Origin of the sequence: Kitasatospora sp. NPDC057965 (assembly GCF_042887135.1) — a bacterium.
In the GTDB taxonomy this organism is placed as follows: domain Bacteria; phylum Actinomycetota; class Actinomycetes; order Streptomycetales; family Streptomycetaceae; genus Kitasatospora.
This window is the reverse complement of the sequence record NZ_JBHVPZ010000014.1, coordinates 1-21,315: the sequence shown is the minus strand read 5'-3', so window position 1 is coordinate 21,315 and position 21,315 is coordinate 1. Positions and strand designations below refer to the sequence as shown.

General features: G+C 74.0%; 17 protein-coding genes, 2 rRNA genes and 1 pseudogene. 10 read left to right on the top strand and 10 right to left on the bottom strand.

Annotated elements, in window-relative coordinates:
* Positions 1-72 precede the first annotated feature (72 nt).
* The gene (locus tag ACFVVU_RS19345) at positions 73-1,197 is read right to left on the bottom strand and encodes a patatin-like phospholipase family protein (protein ID WP_387791135.1); all 1,125 of its coding nucleotides are present in this window, start codon (positions 1,195-1,197) and stop codon (positions 73-75) included.
* A gap of 427 nt (positions 1,198-1,624) precedes the next feature.
* On the opposite strand from ACFVVU_RS19345, the gene ACFVVU_RS19340 reads away from it, so the two are divergent.
* A complete protein-coding gene (locus ACFVVU_RS19340) occupies positions 1,625-2,110 on the top strand; it encodes an Rv3235 family protein (protein ID WP_380685107.1) in 486 nt (161 codons plus the stop codon).
* 161 nt (positions 2,111-2,271) lie between these two features.
* Here the strand turns inward: ACFVVU_RS19340 and secA are convergent, their stop codons facing one another.
* Positions 2,272-5,034 (bottom strand): preprotein translocase subunit SecA, encoded by a 2,763-nt coding sequence (gene secA / locus ACFVVU_RS19335; protein ID WP_355372856.1) that lies wholly within the window; start codon positions 5,032-5,034, stop codon positions 2,272-2,274.
* A 251-nt stretch (positions 5,035-5,285) separates the two neighbouring features.
* Here secA and ACFVVU_RS19330 point away from each other — a divergent pair, with 251 nt between their 5' ends.
* Positions 5,286-5,879, top strand: coding sequence for a GNAT family N-acetyltransferase (locus tag ACFVVU_RS19330; RefSeq protein ID WP_380683065.1), 594 nt, complete (start codon positions 5,286-5,288; stop codon positions 5,877-5,879).
* Positions 5,880-5,934: 55 nt separating this feature from the next.
* Positions 5,935-7,152: a winged helix-turn-helix domain-containing protein gene (locus ACFVVU_RS19325; RefSeq protein ID WP_387791132.1), complete on the top strand. Its 1,218-nt coding sequence runs from the start codon at positions 5,935-5,937 to the stop codon at positions 7,150-7,152.
* A gap of 23 nt (positions 7,153-7,175) precedes the next feature.
* On the opposite strand, the gene ACFVVU_RS19320 is transcribed toward ACFVVU_RS19325, so the two are convergent.
* A complete protein-coding gene (locus ACFVVU_RS19320) occupies positions 7,176-7,934 on the bottom strand; it encodes a response regulator (protein WP_387791131.1) in 759 nt (252 codons plus the stop codon).
* 195 nt (positions 7,935-8,129) lie between these two features.
* Positions 8,130-8,822: a ribosome hibernation-promoting factor, HPF/YfiA family gene (gene hpf / locus ACFVVU_RS19315; protein ID WP_380683068.1), complete on the bottom strand. Its 693-nt coding sequence runs from the start codon at positions 8,820-8,822 to the stop codon at positions 8,130-8,132.
* A 366-nt stretch (positions 8,823-9,188) separates the two neighbouring features.
* Between hpf and ACFVVU_RS19310 the strand changes: the two genes are divergently transcribed.
* Positions 9,189-9,956, top strand: a complete 768-nt coding sequence (locus ACFVVU_RS19310; protein ID WP_387791129.1) for a ComF family protein — start codon at positions 9,189-9,191, stop codon at positions 9,954-9,956.
* A 37-nt stretch (positions 9,957-9,993) separates the two neighbouring features.
* Here ACFVVU_RS19310 and ACFVVU_RS19305 read toward each other — a convergent pair whose 3' ends face one another.
* The 3 genes from ACFVVU_RS19305 to mtrA are packed head-to-tail and all read right to left on the bottom strand — an operon-like array spanning position 9,994 to position 14,708.
* Complete coding sequence (locus ACFVVU_RS19305) at positions 9,994-11,901, bottom strand: LpqB family beta-propeller domain-containing protein (RefSeq protein WP_387791127.1); 1,908 nt, start codon at positions 11,899-11,901, stop codon at positions 9,994-9,996.
* A complete protein-coding gene (gene mtrB / locus ACFVVU_RS19300; RefSeq protein WP_380683071.1) occupies positions 11,876-14,029 on the bottom strand; it encodes an MtrAB system histidine kinase MtrB in 2,154 nt (717 codons plus the stop codon). The genes ACFVVU_RS19305 and mtrB overlap by 26 nt, the downstream gene beginning before the upstream one ends.
* Before the next feature lies 1 nt (position 14,030).
* On the bottom strand, positions 14,031-14,708 hold the full coding sequence (gene mtrA, locus ACFVVU_RS19295) for an MtrAB system response regulator MtrA (protein ID WP_380683072.1): 678 nt from the start codon (positions 14,706-14,708) through the stop codon (positions 14,031-14,033).
* 286 nt (positions 14,709-14,994) lie between these two features.
* Between mtrA and ACFVVU_RS19290 the strand changes: the two genes are divergently transcribed.
* From ACFVVU_RS19290 to ACFVVU_RS19270, 5 genes are all read left to right on the top strand, one after another.
* Positions 14,995-16,212 (top strand): hypothetical protein, encoded by a 1,218-nt coding sequence (locus ACFVVU_RS19290; RefSeq protein WP_387791125.1) that lies wholly within the window; start codon positions 14,995-14,997, stop codon positions 16,210-16,212.
* A gap of 5 nt (positions 16,213-16,217) precedes the next feature.
* Complete coding sequence (locus ACFVVU_RS19285; RefSeq protein ID WP_380683074.1) at positions 16,218-16,889, top strand: DUF4129 domain-containing protein; 672 nt, start codon at positions 16,218-16,220, stop codon at positions 16,887-16,889.
* Positions 16,886-18,151, top strand: a complete 1,266-nt coding sequence (locus tag ACFVVU_RS19280; RefSeq protein ID WP_387791123.1) for a DUF4350 domain-containing protein — start codon at positions 16,886-16,888, stop codon at positions 18,149-18,151. The genes ACFVVU_RS19285 and ACFVVU_RS19280 overlap by 4 nt, the downstream gene beginning before the upstream one ends.
* A gap of 143 nt (positions 18,152-18,294) precedes the next feature.
* Positions 18,295-19,215, top strand: a complete 921-nt coding sequence (locus ACFVVU_RS19275; RefSeq protein WP_380683078.1) for an AAA family ATPase — start codon at positions 18,295-18,297, stop codon at positions 19,213-19,215.
* 79 nt (positions 19,216-19,294) lie between these two features.
* Positions 19,295-20,605: a DUF58 domain-containing protein gene (locus tag ACFVVU_RS19270; protein WP_387791121.1), complete on the top strand. Its 1,311-nt coding sequence runs from the start codon at positions 19,295-19,297 to the stop codon at positions 20,603-20,605.
* Between the two features lie 33 nt (positions 20,606-20,638).
* Here the strand turns inward: ACFVVU_RS19270 and ACFVVU_RS19265 are convergent.
* Positions 20,639-20,869, bottom strand: a pseudogene (locus tag ACFVVU_RS19265) (TetR family transcriptional regulator); the annotation flags it as partial.
* On the opposite strand from ACFVVU_RS19265, the gene ACFVVU_RS19260 reads away from it, so the two are divergent.
* Complete coding sequence (locus ACFVVU_RS19260) at positions 20,831-20,965, top strand: hypothetical protein (RefSeq protein WP_380683077.1); 135 nt, start codon at positions 20,831-20,833, stop codon at positions 20,963-20,965. The pseudogene ACFVVU_RS19265 and the gene ACFVVU_RS19260 overlap by 39 nt on opposite strands.
* A 63-nt stretch (positions 20,966-21,028) precedes the next feature.
* On the opposite strand, the gene rrf is transcribed toward ACFVVU_RS19260, so the two are convergent.
* Positions 21,029-21,145 (bottom strand): 5S ribosomal RNA (gene rrf, locus ACFVVU_RS19255).
* A 77-nt stretch (positions 21,146-21,222) separates the two neighbouring features.
* A 23S ribosomal RNA gene (locus tag ACFVVU_RS19250) occupies positions 21,223-21,315 on the bottom strand; the annotation flags it as partial.

Sequence of the window (21,315 nt, the reverse complement as noted above, 5' to 3'; positions counted from 1 at the left end):
GAATAAGCGCCGGACGGCGGGCCGTGATCACCCGCACGCCGTCGGCCCGGGCGCCGGCCCCTCCGGAGGCGGTCAGCGGGCGGCCTCCAGGGTGCGGCGGCAGGTGTCCAGCGCGCTCTCCAGGACGGGTCCGCGACGGGCCGGGTCCATCATGTTCGGGCCCATCACCGCCAGGTCGGCGGGGGTGGGAGCGAGCAGGTGCACGCGCACGCCGCCCGCCCGCAGCAGTCCGGCCTCCCGCAGCAGCTGGCGGGTCACCGTCCGGCGGTAGCGGGCGACCAGCTGGGCGAGCACCCCGCTCGGACGGTCCCGCTCGCGCGGGGCGTGCAGCCGGTCCCGCACGCGCCGGGCGCGCGTGGCGGCGGACGCGCCGTCGTCGGGCTCCGGGCGCCCGGGCGGGTCGGGGCGCAGCGCCATCGGGGCGAGCACGTAGACCTCGTCGAGGCCCCGGTCCAGCAGCAGGTCGGCGTTGGTGGCCGACCAGCAGCCGCCGTCCACGTACTCGGTGCCGCCGACCGGGACGGGCGCGAACCAGCCGGGGATCGCGCAGGAGGCCATCACCGCCTCGTCGACCCTGGCGGGGGGCGCGCCGGGGTCGCCGAAGACCACCCGGCGGCCGGTGCGGTAGTCCACCGCGACGACGCGCAGCGCCGAGCCCGCCGGCCAGCCGTCCGCGCCGCCCACGTTGCCCGTGCCGTCCGTGCCGTCCGCCCCTTCGAACAGGCCGCCGACCAGCGCGCCGACCGACGCCAGCGAGCCCCGGCCGTGCGGCGCCATCGCCGAGACCATGGTGAGCCAGGGGTAGGTGCGCGGGTGCCGGACGGCGTCCCGCAGCAGGCCCGGCGAGCCGATGCCGACCCGGGGCCGCGGCGGCAGCGCGCCGCCGACCGCCGTGTCGTAGTCGAACTCGATCCCGGCCAGCGGCCCGGAGCCGATCGGCAGGCCGCGCTGGTGGTCGCGGAGCTGGCCGGTGTCCGCCCCAGCCGCCAGCAGCGCACCGAGGATGGCGCCCGCCGAGGTGCCGAGCAGCACCTCCGCATCGCCCGGCGGCCGCCCGGTCGTCTCCTCGACGGCGCGCAGCGCACCGACGGTCCACGCCGCGCCGAGCATGCCCCCGCCGCCCAGCACCAGGCCGCGCCGGGGAACGCCCCCGGCCCCCGGGGGTGCCGGACGCGTCCCCGATACCCATGTCGTCATACCGGCCGCCTGTCCTCGTCGGGGCGGTGCTGGTGCGCTGCCGGGCGGACGCCGCACGAGTTCGCGAGGCGTACGGCCCGGCCTTCGATCCTGCGCGCCGACCGGCCGGGGGCGCAACGTCCGTCCTGGCGAACGGACCGTCCCCTTTCGGGCCCTCCCGGCCTCCCCGGCGCGTCAACCCCGGGCCGACGGGGGTGCCCGGAAGCCTGCCACCGCACGGGCCGACTCACCCGGATAGGTGAACTTCGAGGCCGTCGGGGAGGCCGCGGGAAACCCGTTGCCGCCCCGCACGGGGGCCACTAGCAAGGACCCGTCCGTACCCGCACCAGCCGCTTCCCGGCCCCGTCGCCACCCCCGCCGGCAGCCTCGCCGGCAGCCCCGTCCAGCCCCGTCCAGGCCCCGCACCGACCGCCCCCGAGGAAGGCCCATGACCACGTGCCCGAACCGCGCCGCACCGCCGCTCACCCCGCCCGCCGTGCTCTCCGCGCGCCCCTACCGCTCGCGCGGCACCGCCCGGGACCACCACCCGGCGCCCCCGCGCCGGCCCCGTCACCCCCGGACCGCGTGCACCGGCGGTGCGGACCGCGAGCCGCTCGACGGCCTCAGCACCCGGTTCGCCCACCGGCTGGTGGAGGTGCTCACCGGCGCCCGGCCGTCCGGCCAGTTGCTGCGCCACACCACGCTGGACTGCTACGGCCAGCTCTCCGCCCTGGTCCGGGCCGGCACCCTGCGCCGGACGCGGGCCGGCGAGCGGCCCCGGCTCGGCCCGGTGCACGACCGCTCCCCCTCGCCGGGCGCCGTCGAGGCCTGCGTCCGGGTCGACCTCGGCGCCCGGCACCACATGGTGGCGTTCCGGCTGGAGCCGCGCGGCCCCTCCGGCCAGTGGCAGTGCACCGCCGTGGAGGCCCGGTGACCGCCGTCGCCCGCCCCGCGCCGCCGCCCGCCGCCGCGCCACCGACCCGCGGTCCGCTCGGCACGCCCCCGGAAACGGCGCGGGGCGCCGCCCCCGTACGGGAGCGGCGCCCTGCCCTGCGCCGGGCCGGTCCGACGCGCGGACCGGCCCCCGGCCTCGTCTCAGCCCTTGCGGCGGCGGCCCTTGGCCGACTTGGCGGCCTTGCGGCGCTCGGCGCGGGTCAGCCCGTCGCCCTCGTCCTCCGCACCGAGGTCCTCGAAGTCGCCCTCGACCACACCGCCGCCGACCTCGTCCGAGGGGGCCGTGTAGTGCAGCCGCTGCGGCTTGGGGGCCTCCAGGCCCTTGGCCTTGATCTCCGGACGGGCGGCGTCCTTCTCCAGCTTGTCGAGCACGACCTGGGCGTCCTCGACCGGGACCTCCTCGACCTGCTGCTCGACCTGGACCTCCAGGTTGAACAGGTAGCCGACGGACTCCTCCTTGATGCCCTCCATCATCGCGGTGAACATGTCGAAGCCCTCGCGCTGGTACTCGACCAGCGGGTCGCGCTGCGCCATGGCCCGCAGGCCGATGCCCTCCTGGAGGTAGTCCATCTCGTAGAGGTGCTCGCGCCAGCGGCGGTCCAGCACCGACAGCACGACGCGGCGCTCCAGCTCGCGCATGATCTCGGTGCCGAGCTGGTCCTCGCGGGCGCCGTACTGCGCCTGGACGTCCTCCTGGACGACCTTGGTGAGGAACTCCGGGGTGAGGCCCGCGGTGCCGCCGGCCTCCTCCTCCAGCTCCTCCAGGTCCAGGGTGACCGGGTAGAGCTGCTTGAGCGCGGTCCAGAGCTTCTCGAGGTCCCAGTCGTCCTCGAAGCCCTCGCCGGTGGCGGCCCGGACGTACGCCTCGACGGTGTCGTCCATGAAGTGGCCGACCTGCTCCTGCAGGTCCTCGCCCTCCAGGACCCGGCGGCGCTCGCCGTAGATGACCTCGCGCTGGCGGTTCAGCACCTCGTCGTACTTGAGGACGTTCTTGCGGATCTCGAAGTTCTGCTGCTCGACCTGGGTCTGCGCGGAGGCGATGGCCCGGGTGACCATCTTCGACTCGATCGGCACGTCCTCGGGCACGTTGGCCATCGAGAGCACGCGCTCGACCATGCCGGCCTTGAACAGGCGCATCAGGTCGTCGCCCAGCGACAGGTAGAAGCGGGACTCGCCCGGGTCGCCCTGACGGCCGGAACGGCCGCGCAGCTGGTTGTCGATCCGGCGGGACTCGTGGCGCTCGGTGCCGAGGACGTAGAGGCCACCGGCCTCCTTGACCTCGTCCTGCTCCGCCTTGACCGCGGCCTTGGCCTTCTCCAGCGCGGCCGGGAACGCGGCCTCGTACTCCTCCGGGGTGTCCACCGCGGAGAGCCCGCGCTGGGCCAGCTCGGCGGCCGCGAGGTGGTCGGCGTTGCCACCGAGCATGATGTCGGTACCGCGGCCGGCCATGTTGGTGGCGACGGTGACGGCGCCCTTGCGGCCGGCCTGGGCGACGATCTGCGCCTCGCGCTCGTGGTGCTTGGCGTTCAGCACCTCGTGCGGGATGCCGCGCTTGCGCAGTTCCTGCGACAGGTACTCGGACTTCTCGACCGACACGGTGCCGACCAGCACCGGCTGGCCCTTCTCGTGCTTCTCGGCGATGTCCTCGACCACGGCGGCGAACTTGGCCGGCTCCGACTTGTAGATCAGGTCGGGCTGGTCGATGCGCAGCGGCGTCTTGTTGGTCGGGATCGGCACCACGCCGAGCTTGTAGATCTGGTGGAACTCGGCCGCCTCGGTGGTGCCGGTACCGGTCATGCCGGCCAGCTTGTCGTACAGGCGGAAGAAGTTCTGGAGGGTGATGGTGGCCAGCGTCTGGTTCTCGTTCTGGACCTCCACCCCTTCCTTGGCCTCGATCGCCTGGTGCATGCCCTCGTTGTAGCGGCGGCCGGCCAGGATGCGGCCGGTGTGCTCGTCGACGATCATGACTTCGCCGTTCATGACGACGTAGTCCTTGTCCGCCTTGTAGAGCTCCTTCGCCTTGATGGCGTTGTTCAGGAAGCCGACCAGCGGGGTGTTCACCGACTCGTAGAGGTTGTCGATGCCGAGGTAGTCCTCGACCCGGGTGACGCCCTCCTCCAGGATGCCGACGGTGCGCTTCTTCTCGTCGACCTCGTAGTCGCGGTCGATCTTCAGGCGCAGCACCAGCTTGGCGAAGTCGGCGTACCACTTGGTCGCCTGGTCCGCCGGGCCGGAGATGATCAGCGGGGTACGGGCCTCGTCGATGAGGATCGAGTCGACCTCGTCGACCACCGCGAAGTAGTGGCCGCGCTGGACGAGTTCGTCCTTCGACCAGGCCATGTTGTCGCGCAGGTAGTCGAAGCCGAACTCGTTGTTGGTGCCGTACGTGATGTCCATCCCGTACTGGCGCTTGCGCTCGGCGGGCGTCATGTTGCCGAGGATCACGCCGACCTCGAGGCCGAGGAAGCGGTGCACCCGGCCCATCCACTCCGAGTCGCGCTCGGCGAGGTAGTCGTTGACCGTGATGAGGTGCACGCCCTTGCCGGTGAGCGCGTTGAGGTACGCGGGCAGCGTGCCGACCAGGGTCTTGCCCTCACCGGTGCGCATCTCGGCGACGTAGCCGAAGTGCAGCGCGGCGCCGCCCATGAGCTGGACGTCGTAGTGCCGCTGGCCCAGCACGCGCTTGGCGGCCTCGCGGACGGTGGCGAACGCCTCGGGGAGGATGTCGTCCAGGCTCTCGCCGTCGGCGATCCGCTGCTTGTACTCGTCGGTCAGTGCGCGCAGCTCGGCGTCGGTGAGGTTGACGAAGTCCTCTTCGATGGAGTTGACCTGGGCGGCAATCCGCTGCAGCTTGCGAAGGATCTTGCCTTCGCCGGCGCGCAGGATCTTGTCGAAGACGGACACGTGAGCGGGCTCCTTGCCTGTATTGGCACTGGACGACTGCACGGTGGATCCACCCCACCGCACGGGCCATCGTATGCGAGGAGCCCAATGCCCCGGGAGGTGCGTCAGCACGGTATTCCCGTGTCACCCGCGCGAGCACATCCGACGATAGTCCCTCGCACCGGGGCAAACCGGGCGGTTGTCCGGCTGATTGAACGTGCCGGTCCGTTAATCGGATGCTCCGTTTTATCTCTGCACGGAATAATCCGTCCATGGATGAGCAGCCGAAGCAGTCGCAGCAGCAGACCGGCCCGCGCCCCACGGCGCCCGTCGCCCTCACCACCGACCGCCTGGTCCTGCGCGCTCCCGCCGAGGGCGACGTCGACGCGGTCTTCGCCGCCTGCCAGGACGAGGAGATCCAGCGCTGGACGGTCGTCCCGTCGCCGTACCGCCGCGAGGACGCCGAGTACTTCGTCCACGACCTCGCCGCCAACGGCTGGCAGAGCGGCGAGAACCTGGTCTGGTGCGTGTTCGAGCGCGAGACCGGCGCGCTGGTCGGCAGCCAGGGGCTGATGGCCTGCCCCGGCCGGCCGGGCACCGCCGAGGTCGGCTGGTGGGCGACCAAGGAGTCCCGCGGTCGCGGGTACACCACCGAGGCCGCCGCCGCGGTGGCCCGCTACGGGCTGCGCGAGCTGGGCCTGCGCCGCCTGGAGTGGCTCGCCTACGTGGGCAACGAGGGCTCGCGCGGGGTGGCCCGGAAGGTCGGCTTCCGCAGCGAGGGCCTGCTGCGCTCCTACGCCGAGCAGCGCGGGCTGTTCCGTGACTGCTGGATCGCCTCGCTGCTCGCCGAGGACCTCCCCGACTGACCGCGCGGGCCGCGGCCCGGGCCGGTTGTCGGTGCCCCCGTCTAGGCTCGCCGGCATGACCGCCTCGACCCCGCGCCGGGCTGCCGGCCCCGCCCCCGCGACCCCCGCCCCGGTGACCGTCCTCGGTGCCGACGACGCCCGCCGGATCGCCCTGCGCGCCCAGGGACTGCTCGGCGCCCCGGACCGCCGCGGCGGGGTGCGCGGGGTGCTGCGCCGACTCGGCTCCGTCCAGCTCGACACCATCTCGGTGCTGGCCCGCTCGCACGAACTGGTCCCGTACGCCCGGCTCGGCGCGGTCGGCCGCCCGGCGGTCGAGACGGCGTTCTGGGGCTCCGGCGCGAGCTTCGAGTACTGGTCGCACGCGGCCTGCGTGCTCCCCGTCGAGGAGTGGCCGCTGTTCGCCTTCCGGCGCCGGCGCTACCGCGCCAAGGCCCACGTCTGGGGCAAGCAGGTCGACGCGGCGACGTACCGCACCGTGCTCGACAAGCTGCGCGCCGAAGGCCCGCTCACCTCCACCGAGCTGGGCGGCGCCAAGCGGACCGCCGACTGGTGGGACTGGTCGGACACCAAGATCGCGGTGGAGCGGGCGCTGGCCTTCGGCGATGTGGTCTGCACCGACCGCCGGAGCTGGAAGCGCGTCTACGCGCTGGCCGAACAGGCCGTCCCCGCCGAGCTGTTCGCTGCCGAGCCCGACGACGCGGAGTGCCTGCGCACCCTGGTCGCGCAGTCCGGCGCGGCGCTCGGCGTGGCGACCCGGGCCGACCTGCTGGACTACCACCGGCTGCGCGCCGACCAGTTGGACGCGGCGCTGCCCGAATCCGGCCTGGTCCCGGTCCAGGTGGCCGGCTGGGGCCCGGACGGCTCGCCCGGCGCGGCCTGGGCCGACCCGGCGGCGCTCGCCGCGGCGCCGCGCGGGCGCCACCGCACCACGCTGCTCTCGCCGTTCGACTCGCTGGTCTGGGACCGCCCGCGCACCGAGCGGATCTTCGGCATGTCCCACCGGCTGGAGGCCTACACGCCCAAGCACAAGCGGGTGCACGGCTACTTCGCGATGCCGCTGCTGACCGGCGGACAGCTGGTCGGCCGGGTCGATCCGGCCCGCGAGGGACGGACACTGGTGGCCCGTCAGATCTCGCTGGACTCCCCCAAGCACCTGGAGGCGCTGGCCGGGGCGCTGCGCGAGGCGGCCTCCTGGGTGGGCTGCGACAGCGTCCGGATCGAGACCCTGCACGACGAGGCGCTCCGCCCGGCACTGGAGAAGCTGCTCGGCTGAGCGCACCCCGAGGGGCCCGCCGCTCACCCTATTTCGAGGATCTTCTCGCGCATCGCGTAGACCACGGCCTCCATCCGGGAGTGCAGCTGCAGCTTCTCCAGGATGTTGCGCACGTGGTTCTTCACGGTGTTCTCGCTGATGAACAGCTCCTTGGCGATCTCCCGGTTGTTCATCCCGGTGGCCACCAGCTTCAGCACCTCCAGCTCCCGGTCGGTCAGCCGCGGCGCGGGCACCAACTCGCGCTCGTCGGACCGGCGCTGGATCATCGACTTGAACTCGGTGAGCAGCTTGGACGCCATCGAGGGGCTGATCTGGGACTGCCCGTCGGCGACCGCGCGGATCGCGGTGGCGACCTCGTCGGTGGAGATCTCCTTGAGCAGGTACCCGGTGGCGCCCGCCTTGATCGCCTCGTAGAGGTCGGCCTCCTCGTCGCTTATCGTCAGCATGATGATCTTGGTGCTGGGCGCGACGTCCTTGATCGCGGTGCAGGCCTCGATCCCGCTGCGGCGCGGCATCCTGACGTCCATGAGGATGATGTCCGGCAGCAGGTCGGCGGCCTTGAGCACCGCCTCGGCGCCGTCCCCGGCCTCGCCGACGACGGTGATGTCCTCCTCCTCGGCCAGCACGATCTCCAGGCCGCGGCGGAACAGCGCGTGGTCGTCCACCACCAGGACGCGGATCGGCTCCCCCCGGCGGGTGCCGTAGCCGGGGTCCTCCTCCGGGCCCGGCGGCCCCCCCGCGACCGGCCCCGCCACGGGCCCCAACCCGAAGTGATCCCCCATCCGCTCCTCCCCCGTCGCCGGTCGTCGTGCGCCAATCATTCCACGGCCGGAGCCCCCTCCGGTCACCCTCCGGCGCCGATCGCCCCGCATCGGGTGACCTGCGGGCCGCCCCGACGGCACACCGACCCGCCCCGGAACGCCGGTGACCCCGGCGGCACCGGCCACCGGGGTCACCCTCCCACGCTGCTCGGACGGTCAGTCCTCGTCGTCACCCGCGCCGATCGCGCCGCCGGCGCCACCACCCTCGACGGTCGAGCCGTCGGCCTTGAGGTGGATCACGCCGTAGTGGTAGCCGTGCCGGCGGTAGACCACGCTCGGCAGGCCACTGTCCTTCTCCACGAAGAGGTAGAAGTCGTGGCCGACCAGCTCCATCTCGTAGAGCGCCTGGTCGAGCGCCATCGGGGCGGCCGGGTGCGTCTTCTCCCGGACCACCAGCGGGCCTTCGCCCTCCACTTCCAGGGTTCCCATCATGGTCTTGCGGACGGCCCCGTTGGTGCTGCTCTCCGACGGCTTCGTCTCGGGCAGCGCGGCCAGGGCCGCGGTCGCCTCGGCGACGCTGATCGGGGTGCGGCCGTTGCCGCCCTTGTGGACCCGACGCCGGTCCGCGGACTTGCGCAGCTGGGCGTCGAGCTTCGCCGAGGCCAGGTCGAGCGCCGCATAGGGGTCCGCGGCGGCGGCCTCCGCCCGGATCACCGGGCCACGGGTACGGAGAGTGATCTCCACGCGGTCGGACCGGTCGGCCTGCCGCGGGTTGTGTTCCTTGGACACCTCGACATCGAGGCTGATCGCCTTGGTGTCGAACTTCTGGACCTTCTCCAGCTTCTCGGCCACGTGATCCCGGAACCTCTTGGGCACCTCGGTCTTGCGGCCCTTGACAACGATGTCCACGCAGAACTCCGATCCCTCGTTCTGTCGCCGGTCCGGGTGCTACCGGACCGGACTGAGACCAGCCGGACCAGCCAATCCTTCCGCCGGCCCTCCGTCCCACCGGCAACGGTGGGAACGACTGGCCCTCACCTCACTTCCTCCCCACCAGGGACGGTTGAAACCCCCTGGGGCTCATCGAACACCTCACACGGAGTTTTCGCCTCCCCAGCGGAGAGTTGGGGTATGACGGACTAATGGGGCGTGGCGGTCAAGCCGTAGCCCCCTGTCTACCCTCCTGCGAGTGAAACACAGGTAAATACCTGGACAACACCCCCCGTACGGCGCATTCTTTGCTCACTCTCCGTTCGCAAGCCGGGAGGAGCAGCCGTGCCGCCGACCTCCGCACCGCCCCGACCGCCGTCCGCCCAAGGGCCGTTCGCCCACGCCCTGGCCGGTCTGCTCGACGTGCTGGTCCCGTCGCCCTGCGCGGGCTGCGGCACCGAACGCGGCCAGCTCTGCCCGGACTGTCGGCGCCTCCTCGCCACCGCCCTGCCCGCGCCCTGCGCCGCCCTGCCCTGGGTGCACGCCTGCGCGCCGTACGACGGCCCGGTCCGCCGGCTGCTGCTCGCGCACAAGGAGCGCGGCGCGCTCCGGCTGGCCGGCCCGCTCGGCGAGGTCCTCGCCCGCGCGGTGCGCTCCGCGCTCGGCCCGCGGGCCGGGCAGGCCCCGCTGCTGCTCGTCCCGGTGCCCTCGGCCCGCGCGGCCGTCCGCGCCCGGGGCCACGACCCGACCCTGCGGATGGCGGGCGCAGCCGCCCGCGTGCTGCGCCGGGAGGGCCTGGACGCCCGCGCCGCACCGCTGTTGCTGCACACCCGCCCGGTCGCCGACCAGGCCGGGCTCCCGGCCGCCGAGCGCCGGCGCAACCTGCACGGCGCGCTCACCGTCCGGCCGCTCGCACACCGCCCGCCCGCGCTCCGGCCGGTCCTGGTGGACGACCTGGTGACCACCGGCGCCAGCCTCGCCGAGGCGGCCCGGGCGCTGTCGGCCGCCGGGCTGCCGCCCTGCGCGGCCGCGACCGTCGCGGCGGCCGGCGCGGACCGGCACCCCCGCGGCGTCCCGCACACGCCCGAGCACCGAGCCGGGGACCACCTCTGAGAGCGGCCCGGGCACCGGCCCGAAGATCAGCCGGGGATCAGCCCGGGTAGATGAACGAGGAGACCCCGAAGAGCAGTCCCCCCAGCTCCCGCCACTGGTTGTTGACCAGCCGGTACGGCTTGCCCCCCGCGCCCTGCAGCGCCAGCACCGGCGGCACCAGCGGCGTACTGCCGCTCCCGCCGCTCACCCGCGCCTCCGACGCCGCCACCGTGACCAGCTCGCCGCCGCTCTGCAGCCGCGCGTCGGAGTTCGGGGACCCGTCCGTGCTGATGTAGTGCAGCTGCTGCAGCTTGTCCTTCTCCTTGCCCAGCACCAGCAGTTGGTCCGCCTCCGCCCAGGAGACCGAGGCCACCTCCTGGAACGCCGGATTGGCCTCCTGCAGGCCGGTGATCCGCGCGGTCGGCGCCTCCTTGGTGCCTCCGTGGACCAACAGCCCCAGCCAGAGCTTCTGCTCCTTGCCGTCCTTGCCCTCCTTGAGCAGCAGGGCCACCCGGACCCCGTCCGAGGAGACCTTGATGCCCTGCACCGAGCGGCCGTCCAGCTTCGCCACCGGCACGTCGACGACCGTCTTGTCGCGGACCATCAGCACCCTCGGGCCCTGCGGGTCCCGGTCCACCACGAAGAGGTCGCCCCGCCCGTCCCAGGTCGGCGAGGTCAGCCCGTCCTCGACCTTCGCGCCCGGACGGGCCGTGGTGGTCAGCACCGGCTGGGGCATCGCGCCCGCCGCCGTGTTCTCCGCGAACGGCACGGTGTAGAGCTGGTGGCCGTCCCCGCTGATCGCCGCGGCGCGCTCACCGTCCCGGGCCACCGCGATCGCGCCCAGCCGCCGGCCGCTCTGCTGCGGGCGCCCCAGCGGACCGCGCACCGGATCGGAGACGTCATCGGCCGCGCGCGTCTCGTACAGGACGCCGTTGTCCTCCCGCTGGTAGAACTGCCGGGTGGCCATCTGGCCGGCCAGCGCGCCGGGCCCGATCGCGGGCTCGTCGCTGCGGGTCGCCAGGCAGCCCAGGCCGCCGTGCTGCCCCTTGAGCTCCAGCTTGTCCACCTGCCCGGTGCCCTGGTCGGCGAGGGTGTAGAGCAGCTGGGTGGCCATCTGCCGGCAGGCGGTGGCACTGCCCAGGTCGACCCCGGTGACCCCCACGTGCCCGGTGTGGTTGTCGTCCACGGTGACCGACTCCACCTTCGCCCCGGCCGGGAAGGCCGAGCGCACCACCGGCTCCAGCCAGCTCGACGGCCCGCTGACCAGAGCGTCGGCGGCCGAGCCCAGCGGGTTTATTCGGCGCCGCAGGTAGACCGGGTCGGCGATCAGCACGTCCTGGTTGGTCGCCGCCGTGGCGGTCGGCGCGGACGGGTCGGGCGCGGCGTAGAAGAACCGGTCGACCTGGCGGTAGCTGTTGCGGAAGTTGACCTCGTTGAGGATCAAACCGTCGGGGAGCTCGTTGATCCGCCACTCCTCGCCCTTCTCCCGCACGAAGGAGAAGTTGAACTGGAGCTGCTGGGTCGTCGGCTTGATCCGGTACGAGTGCCGCTCGTCCACCTCGGCCACCAGCTGCCCGCTGACCGGGATGGAGACGTCGGTGTCGGCGTCGGTCACGCTCACGTCGGCCTGGCTCGGCTTGCCGCCGAGCACCTTGACGCCCGCCTCGGCGTTCCACCGCGCGGCGGCAGCCGACGTCAGGTACTTGCGGGCCGTGCCGTAGCTGTCGTCGGCGGTGAGCGCGTCCAGGAACCCGGTCAGCAGCTCCTGCGGCTTGGCGCCCTTGGCGGGCTCCACCGGGAAGACCCTGACCTGCAGGTTCTTCTCCGCCGAGCTCTTGGACTGCTCGATCCTGGTGACGCCCCCGGAATCCGGCATCGCCGCGCAGCCGCCGGCCAGCAGGCTGCCCAGCAGGGCGCCGGCCACCCCGGCCAGCCGAGGCTCAGTCCTGCCGCTGGTCCTTCGCACCCCGCGACCCCTCCGTGTCGGTTCCACCCGTGCCGTCCACCCCGGCGGCCTCGTCCGGCCCCGCGGTGCGCTGCGCCACCGACGGCCGGCCCGGCGCCGTGTCCACCATGACCTGCGCGCCGGTCGCACCGTACCCGGCACCGGCCGGCAGCACGTCCGACGGGTCGGCCCGCGGGGCGTCCGGCGCGCGCCGGCCGAGACCCGGGCCGATGCTCAGCACGCCGCCGAGCCCGCTGCCGAAACCGCTGCCGGAGGCCTCCGGGGTCTCCGGGACGGCCGTCTCCTCCGCCGCGCTCAGCGCCGTCGATCCGCCCGGGCGGATCGCCCGCCGGTACGGCGTCCCGTACGTGCCCAGCCCCCGGTTGTTGCGGGAGTCCTCCGGCTCCAGCCGGAACGGCGCCCGATTGATCTCGCCGCCGCGGGTGCGCGGCAGGGTGAGCCGGAAGTGCGAGCCGCCACCCGGCTCGCCCCAGGCCTGGAGCCAGCCGCCGTGCAGGTGCGCGTCCTCGACCGCGATGGACAGGCCCAGGCCGGTGCCGCCGGTGGTCCGCACCCGGGACGGGTCGGCCCGCCAGAACCGGTGGAACACCCGGGACGCCTCGCCCGGCTTGAGACCGATGCCGTAGTCGCGCACGCCGACCGCCACCGCGCCGTCCTGCGAGCCCAGCCGGACCACGACGTCCCGGCCCTCGCCGTGCTCCAGCGCGTTGACCACCAGGTTGCGCAGGATGCGCTCGATCCGCCGGGAGTCGACCTCGGCCACCACCGGCTCGCCGTCGCCGCGGATCACCACCGCGCTGCCCTTGGCCTGCGCCAGCGGGTCCGCGGCCTCGACCACCCGGCCGACGATGTCGCGCAGGTCCACCGGCTCGGCGTCCAGCACGGCCGCGCCCGCGTCGAACCGGCTGATCTCCAGCAGGTCGGCGAGCAGCGACTCGAAGCGGTCCAGCTGCCCCTGGAGCAGCTCGGCGGACCGGGCCGCCATCGGGTCCAGGTCCTCGCGGCTGTCGTAGATCAGGTCGGCGGCCATCCGGACGGTGGTCAGCGGGGTGCGCAGCTCGTGCGAGACGTCCGAGACGAAGCGCCGCTGCACCCGGGACAGCTCCTCCAGCTGGCGGATCTGCGCCTGCAGCGCGTTGGCCATCCGGTTGAACGATTCGCCGAGCCTGGCGATGTCGTCCGTGCCGGTGACCTTCATCCGTTCTTCCAGGTGCCCGGCGGCCAGCCGCTCGGAGATCCCGGCGGCCATCCGGACCGGTGTCACCACCTGGCGCACCACCAGCCAGGCGATGCCGCCCATCATGATCACCACGAACACGCCGGCGGTCGCCAGGGTGCCGGTGATCAGGTTGAGGGTCTTGGTCTCCTGGCCGAAGGAGAAGACGTAGTACAGCTGGTAGTCGCTGGTGCCGTCCGGGCCGGTGAACTGCTGGCCGAAGACCAGGCCCGGCTCGGTCTTCCCGCCGCTCTCCGCGGAGCGCTGGATCCGGGTGGGCTGGCTGAAGGTCTGACCGGCCTCCTGCGCGACCCGGGCCCGCAGGGCGGCCGGGACGCTGTCCGGCGAGATGTCGCCCGAGTAGCGCGGGCCGTAGCTGGGCCGGTCCTTCGCCGGCGGCACGGTCTGGCCGGTGGCCGGCAGCATCGCGATCACCGAGTAGACGTTCTGCCCGCTGGCCGCCAGCTCGCCGACCTGCCGCAGCAGCCAGGTCCCGGGCTCCTCGGGTGCCGGGTCGGCGGCCGCGCCGGTGCGCACCCGCAGGTCCTTCGCCTCGTCGATCTTCTTGAGCTCGGTCTGGAAGCCCGCGATCGCCTGGTCGCGCGCCGCGGCCCGCTTGGTGTCCAGCAGCCCGGTCCGCACCTGGGCCACCACGACGACGCCCAGCACCAGCACCACCAGGACCGACAGCAGCAAGGTCGCCGCCACCACCCGCAGCTGGATCGACCGCCGGTACAGCGCCGCCACCCGGTGCACGGGGCGGCGCAGCTGACGGACCACCGGCGCGAACGGGGCCGCGAGGCCGCGCCGCCGGCGGTTGCGGACGGTCGAACTCAGCACGTCCCCGCGCACGGCGGAGCCGCCCCCGTCGGTCGCGCCGGCCGCCGGGGTCTCGTCGGACTGGTCGCTCACGTCAGCTGGGCCCGGCCTTGTAGCCGACGCCGCGGACGGTCACCACGATCTCGGGGCGCTCCGGGTCCTTCTCGATCTTGGAGCGCAGACGCTGCACATGGACGTTCACCAGCCGGGTGTCCGCCGCGTGCCGGTAGCCCCACACCTGCTCCAGCAGCACCTCGCGGGTGAACACCTGCCAGGGCTTGCGGGCCAGCGCGACCAGCAGGTCGAACTCCAGCGGGGTCAGCGGGATGCCCCGCCCCTCCCGCTTCACCGAGTGGCCGGCCACGTCGATCACCAGATCGCCGATGGTCAGCTGCTCCGGGGTCGGCTCCTCGGCACGGCGCAGCCGGGCGCGCACCCGGGCCACCAGTTCCTTGGGCTTGAACGGCTTGGTCACGTAGTCGTCGGCACCCGACTCCAGACCCACCACGACGTCCACCGTGTCGGTCTTGGCGGTCAGCATGACGATCGGGATCCCGGACTCCGCCCGGATCTGCCGGCAGACGTCGATGCCGTCCCGACCGGGCAGCATCAGGTCGAGCAGGACCAGGTCGGGCTTGGTCTCCCGGAACGCGGCTAGCGCCCTGTCCCCATCCGCGACGAAAAACGGCTCAAAACCCTCACCACGCAGCACGATGCCGAGCATCTCGGCCAGTGCGGAGTCGTCATCAACGACGAGGACGCGTCCCTTCATGGGTCCATCTTCTCATTACCGGATTGTGACCTGCCGCACAGCAGTCCCATTGCTCCAGAACGGCCAACTGGCGGCCCGGCGAATTCCGGCCATACCGGGCGAAAGCCCCGGCCCGACCCGGCCCCGGAGGCCCCGGGAAGGACCACCGGCCGTCCACGGAGCGGCCGTTGCCGTTCAGCAACCGGATCCCCCTGGGGCGCGTCCGACCACCATGGCACGATGGGCGCTGCGCCCATGTGAAGATCCACCCGGCGCCGCGAACTCTGACGCCCTCCGAGGAGCAGTGATGACCGACACTCCGGGCTGGGCCTCGCCCGGCTCGTCCGAGCCGCCCCGCGACGGTGCCCGGCCCCCGGCCGACGCGCCCGCCGCCGTGCCCGGCCAGTCGGCACCGCCCCACGACGCCCCGCCCGCCTGGGGCACCGCCCCCGGCGCACCGCAGCCCCCGTACGGGCAGCAGCCGCCGTACGGCCAGCAGCCCCCCTACGGCCAGCAGCCGCCGTACGGGCCGCCCGGCGGGCAGTTCGGGTGGGGTGCCCCGCCCAGCCCCAAGCCCGGTGTCATCCCGCTGCGCCCGCTCGGCCTCGGCGAGATCCTCGACGGCGCGGTCTCCACCGTCCGCAAGCACTGGCGGGTCGCGCTCGGCCTGTCCTTCGGCGTCGCCGTGGTCCAGCAGGGCGTCGCGCTCGGCGCCCAGCTCGCCGTCCAGGGCGACACCGGCGAGCTCACCCCGGTGCTGACCTCCCTGGTCAGCCTGCCGCTAGCCGGGCTGCTCAGCGTGATCGCCTCGGCCCTGCTGACCATGGTCGTCAGCCGCGCCATCCTCGGGCAGTCCGTCACGCTCGGGGAGGCCTGGCGCGACGCCCGGCCCCGGACACTCCAGCTCATCGGCCTCACCCTGCTGAACGCCCTGATCCTCGGCGGCATCATCCTGCTGGGCTTCACCCCGCTGATCGGCTACGCGCTGTCCGGCGCCGCCGAACCGGCGATCACCGCCCTGCTCGTCATCGTGGGCACGCTCAGCCTCCCCGTGGCCGGCTGGCTCGGCATCCAGCTCAGCCTGGCCGCGCCCGCGCTCATGCTGGAGAAGCAGGGCGTCATCGCCGCCCTCTCCCGCTCCCGGCGCCTGGTCCGCGGCTCCTGGTGGCGGATCTTCGGCATCACCCTGCTCAGCACGGTCATCGCCTGGGTCGTCTCCAGCGTGATCAGCACCCCGTTCACCGTCGCCGGCATGATGCTCGGCTGGAGCGACCTCACCAGCCAGCTCGACGCCGGTGACTCCACCTCCATGCCCACCGCGATGCTGGTCACCCTCGCCATCGGCGGCATCCTCTCGTCCACCATCACGCTCCCCTTCACCGCCACCATCGGCGTGCTGCTCTACGTGGACCAGCGGATCCGGCGCGAGGCCCTCGACATCGAGCTCGCCCGCGCCGCCGGCCTGCCCGAGTACGGCGGCACCGGCTGGGGCGGTCAGGGCGGCCCCGCCCCGGCAAGGCTCTGAGCCCGATGCCGACCTGGGGGGAGATCGTCGTGCTCGCGGGCGGGGCCCCGGTCACGACGCCGCGTGACGCGGCGCGCGAAGCGGCCCGCGACGAGCTGGTCAAGGCCGACTACCACCGCCACGACCCGAGCATCCAGGAGCGGATCGTCAACTGGGTCATGGACCGGATCGACGACGCGCTCGGCGCGCTCGCCGGCGGCGGTACCACCGGCACCACCGGGCTGATCCTCTTCCTGGTGGTCGCCCTGGTGATCGGCGCCGCCCTCTGGTGGCGCCTCGGCGCGCCCAAGCGGGCCGCCCGCACCGACCTCGGCGTCTTCGGCGGCACCGGCCCGCGCAGCGCCGCCGAGCACCGGACCGACGCCGAGCGGCACGCCGCGGCCGGCCAGTGGGCGGACGCCGTCCGCGAGCAGATGCGCGCCCTGGTCCGGGCACTGGAGGAACGCACCCTGCTCGACCCCCGGCCCGGCCGCACCGCCGACGAGGCCGCCGTCGAAGCCGGCCGCGCACTGCCCGAGCACGCCGGCGCGCTGCTCGCGGCCGCCCGGGCCTTCGACGACATCGCCTACGGCGAGCGCACCGCCGACCAGGCCGCCTACCAGCTGCTGCGCGACCTCGACCGGACCCTCGAACGCGCCCGCCCGGTCCTCGCCCCGGCCGCCGGAGGAGCCGCATGACCAGCGCCACCCCCGTCCCGACGGCACCGCCGCACCCGACCGGGCCCGCGCCCGGACCCGTCGCGGCCGATCCCGTCGCGGCCGACCCCGTCGCGACCGGCACCAGCCTCGCCCCCACAGGCCGCGGCCTGTGGCGGCGCGCCCGCTGGTACCTGCTCACCGTCGTCCTCGCCCTGCTCGCCGCCGTCGTCCTGGCCGCCGCCAACGACGAACGCCAGTACCCGCCGCTGGACCCGCGCTCCTACGACGCCACCGGCGGCCACGCCCTGGTCGCCCTGCTGGAGCGCCAGGGCCTCACCGTCGACGTCATCACCGACCCCACCGGCCGCCCCACCGGCGCCGACACCCTGGTACTGCCCGAACCCGACCTGCTCACCCCCGAGCAGCTGGCCGCCGTCGCCGCCGCCCGGCACAGCCGACTGGTCCTGATCGCCCCCGGCCCCGCCGCGCTCAGCGCGCTCGCCCCCGGCGTCCGGATGTCCGACGAGAACGGCGGCGTCCCGTACGCCCGCGTTCGCGGCACCGACCCGGGCTGCTCGCTGCCGGAGGCGGTCCGGGCCGGCAGCGCCCACGTCGGCGGCCTGCTCTACACCTCCGGCAGCCGTGGCGAGGGCTGCTACCCGCGCGGCCACGGCTACCCCGTGGTCGCCGTCCCCACCGGCCGCGGCACCGACGTCGTGGTCCTCGGCAGCGGCGAGTTCCTCACCAACGAGCTGCTCAAGAAGGACGGCAACGCCGCCCTCGGACTCGGCCTGCTCGGCGCCCAGCCGCACATCGGCTGGCACCTGCCCGACTACACCGCCCCGGTCGCCGAGGGCGGGCGCAAGAGCTTCCAGGACTTCATCCCGGAGGGCTGGACCTGGGCCGGCTACCAGCTCGCCGTCGCCGTCGTGCTCGCCGCGCTCTGGCGCGCCCGCCGCCTCGGCCCGGTCGTCAGCGAGAACCTTCCCGTGGTGGTCCGCGCCTCCGAGACCACCGAGGGCCGCGCCCGGCTCTACCGCCGTGCCAGGGCCCGCGGCCGCGCCGCCGACGCCCTGCGCCGCGCCGCCGCGCACCGCATCGCCCCGGCCCTGGGCGTCCCGCCCGTGGCCGGCGCGCCCGACCCCACCGCTCTCTGCGCGGCCGTCGCCGACCGCCTCCCCGAGCGGCCCGCCGGGGACGTACGGGCCCTCCTGTACGGCCCGCCCCCGACCGACGACGCCGCGCTGCTGCGGCTCGCCGACGACCTCGACGCCCTCGAAAGGCAGGTACGGAAGCCGTGACCGAGAAGGCCACCACCCAGCTCCGCATCACTCCCGGCACGGCACCCGCCACCCCCGGCGCCGGCGCGCCCGGCGACCCGCGCCTCGGCGACGCCCGGCCCGTCGACGCTCCGACCGTCGACGCGCGCGAGGCCCTCACCGCCCTGCGCGCCGAGATCGCCAAGGCCGTCGTCGGCCAGGACGCCGCCGTCACCGGCCTGGTCGTCGCCCTGCTCTGCGGCGGCCACGTGCTGCTCGAAGGCGTCCCCGGCGTCGCCAAGACCCTGCTGATCCGCACCCTCTCCACCGCGCTCAGCCTGGAGACCAAGCGCATCCAGTTCACCCCCGACCTCATGCCGGGCGACGTCACCGGCTCGCTGGTCTACGACGCCCGCACCGCCGAGTTCTCCTTCCAGCCCGGCCCGGTCTTCACCAACCTGCTGCTGGCCGACGAGATCAACCGCACCCCGCCGAAGACCCAGGCCGCCCTGCTGGAGGCCATGGAGGAGCGGCAGGTCACCGTCGACGGCGAACCGCGCCCCCTGCCGGTCCCGTTCCTGGTCGCCGCGACCCAGAACCCGGTCGAGTACGAGGGCACCTACCCGCTGCCCGAGGCCCAGCTCGACCGCTTCCTGCTCAAGCTGATCCTTCCGCTGCCCGACCGCGACCAGGAGTTCCAGGTCCTCGCCCGGCACGCCGCCGGCTTCGACCCGCGCGACCTCTCCGCAGCGGGCGTGCGCCCCGTCGCCGGCCCCGAGCACATCGCGGCCGCCCGGGCGCAGATCGCCAAGCTGACCGTCTCCCCCGAGGTCCTCGCCTACATCGTCGACCTCTGCCGGGCCACCCGGCAGTCGCCCTCGCTCTCCATCGGCGTCTCCCCGCGCGGCGCCACCGCACTGCTCGGCGCCTCCCGCGCCTGGGCCTGGCTGGCCGGCCGCGACTACGTCACCCCCGACGACGTCAAGGCCCTCGCCCTGCCCACCCTGCGGCACCGCGTCGCCCTGCGCGCCGAGGCCGAGATGGAGGGCGTCACCGCCGACTCCGTCATCCAGGCGGTGCTCGCCCAGACGCCCGCCCCACGCTGAGCCCACCCCACGCTGGCCCGCCCCGCCCGCCCGCACCTCTGGCCGGCTCACCCCCGGCCCCGACGAAGGAACGCACCGCATGGCCCTCACCGGGCGAACCGCCCTGCTCGCCGCGCTCGGCGCCCTCGTCACGGGCCTGCTGCTGCCCTCCTGGGCCGGGATCGGCGCCGTCACCGGTGCGGTCCTGCTCGCCGTCGTCGTCGACCTGGTGCTCGCCGCCCCCGTCCGCAGTCTGCGGATCGTCCGGGGCGGCGACACCAAGGTGCGGCTCGGGGAGCCCGCCGGCGTCGAACTGACTGTCACCAATCCGTCCGGACGCCTCCTGCGCGCCCGGATCCGCGACGCCTGGGCCCCGTCCGCCTGGCGGCCCGGCACCGAGACCGCCGCCTCCCGGCACACCCTGCCCGTGCCCGGCCACGAACGGCGCCGCGTCACCACCGTCCTCACCCCGACCCGGCGCGGGGACCACCACGCCCACAAGGTGACGATCCGTTCGCTGGGCCCGCTCGGCCTGGCCGGCCGTCAGGGCTCGCACCTCGTCCCCTGGACGGTCCGCGCGCTGCCCCCGTTCGCCAGCCGCAAGCACCTGCCCTCCCGGCTCGCCCGGCTGCGTGAACTCGACGGCCGCACCTCCGTCCTGACCCGCGGCCAGGGCACCGAGTTCGACTCGCTGCGCGAGTACCTGCCGGGCGACGACGTCCGCTCCATCGACTGGCGGGCCAGCGCCCGCCGCCACACCGTCGCCGTGCGCACCTGGCGCCCGGAGCGCGACCGGCACATCCTCGTCGTCCTCGACACCGGCCGCACCTCGGCCGGCCGGGTCGGCGACGCTCCCCGCCTGGACGCCTCCCTGGACGCCGCACTGCTGCTCACCGCCCTCGCCACCAAGGCCGGCGACCGGGTCGACCTGCTCGCCCACGACCGGCGCGCCCGGGTCTCGGTGGCCGGCCGCTCCCCGAACGAGATCCTCCCGGCCTTCACCAACGCGATGGCCGTCCTGGAGCCCGCCCTCTACGAGACCGACATGCGCTCGCTGGTCGCCACCGCGCTCAAGATGGCGCCGCACCGCTCGCTGATCGTCCTGCTCACCGGCCTGGACGCGGCCCCGGTCGAGGACGGCCTGCTCCCGCTGCTGCCCCTGCTCACCAAGCGGCACGAGGTCGTGCTCGCCTCCGTCTCCGACCCCCACCTCGACGAGCTCGCCGCCGGCCGCGGCACCGTCGAGGCCGTCTACGGAGCCGCGGCCGCCGAACAGACCCGCGCCGACCGCCGCCTCACCGCCGACCGCCTCACCCGCGCCGGCGTCACGGTCATCGACGCCCCGCCCTCCTCCGTCGCCCCCGCCCTGGCCGACACCTACCTCGCCCTCAAGGCCGCCGGCCGGCTCTGACCGCAACTCAGCGCCCGTGCCCCCGAGGCCGGTTCACGGCCCGGTACGCCGCTCGGCGGCATCGAAGGCCGGCGCGAGCGGCGCCAACGCCGCGCGGAGCTGCTCCGGCGGGGAACCGGACGGTACGACCAACCCTGCCGCGCCGGCGTTCCCGATCGGCCGGAGCCAGCCCTCCAAGGCGATGCGGACCGCCGCGGCCACGCTCGCCGCGAGAACGCGGGCCGTGTGCACTCCGGCATCGCCCAGGCGTTCGGCGAGAACCGCCGCCTCCTCGAAGGACGCCGGGGAGAGACCTACCCCGACATGGACTGGGAGCCCAAGGAGGCCTTCACGGCGGTGGCCGAGCGGTATCGGAGGTGACCGGCCTGTCCTGAACGCAAAGAACCCCCGCCGGTAATCCGGCGGGGGTTCTTCTCAAAATTTGTTCGGCGGCGTCCTACTCTCCCACAGGGTCCCCCCTGCAGTACCATCGGCGCTGTGAGGCTTAGCTTCCGGGTTCGGAATGTAACCGGGCGTTTCCCTCACGCTATGACCACCGAAACACTATGAAACTGTCACCGCCCGCACGCAATGGCGGGGGTCGTTGTTTCAGAACAACACAGTGGACGCGAGCAACTGAGGACAAGCCCTCGGCCTATTAGTACCGGTCAACTCCACCCCTCACAGGGCTTCCATATCCGGCCTATCAACCCAGTCGTCTACTGGGAGCC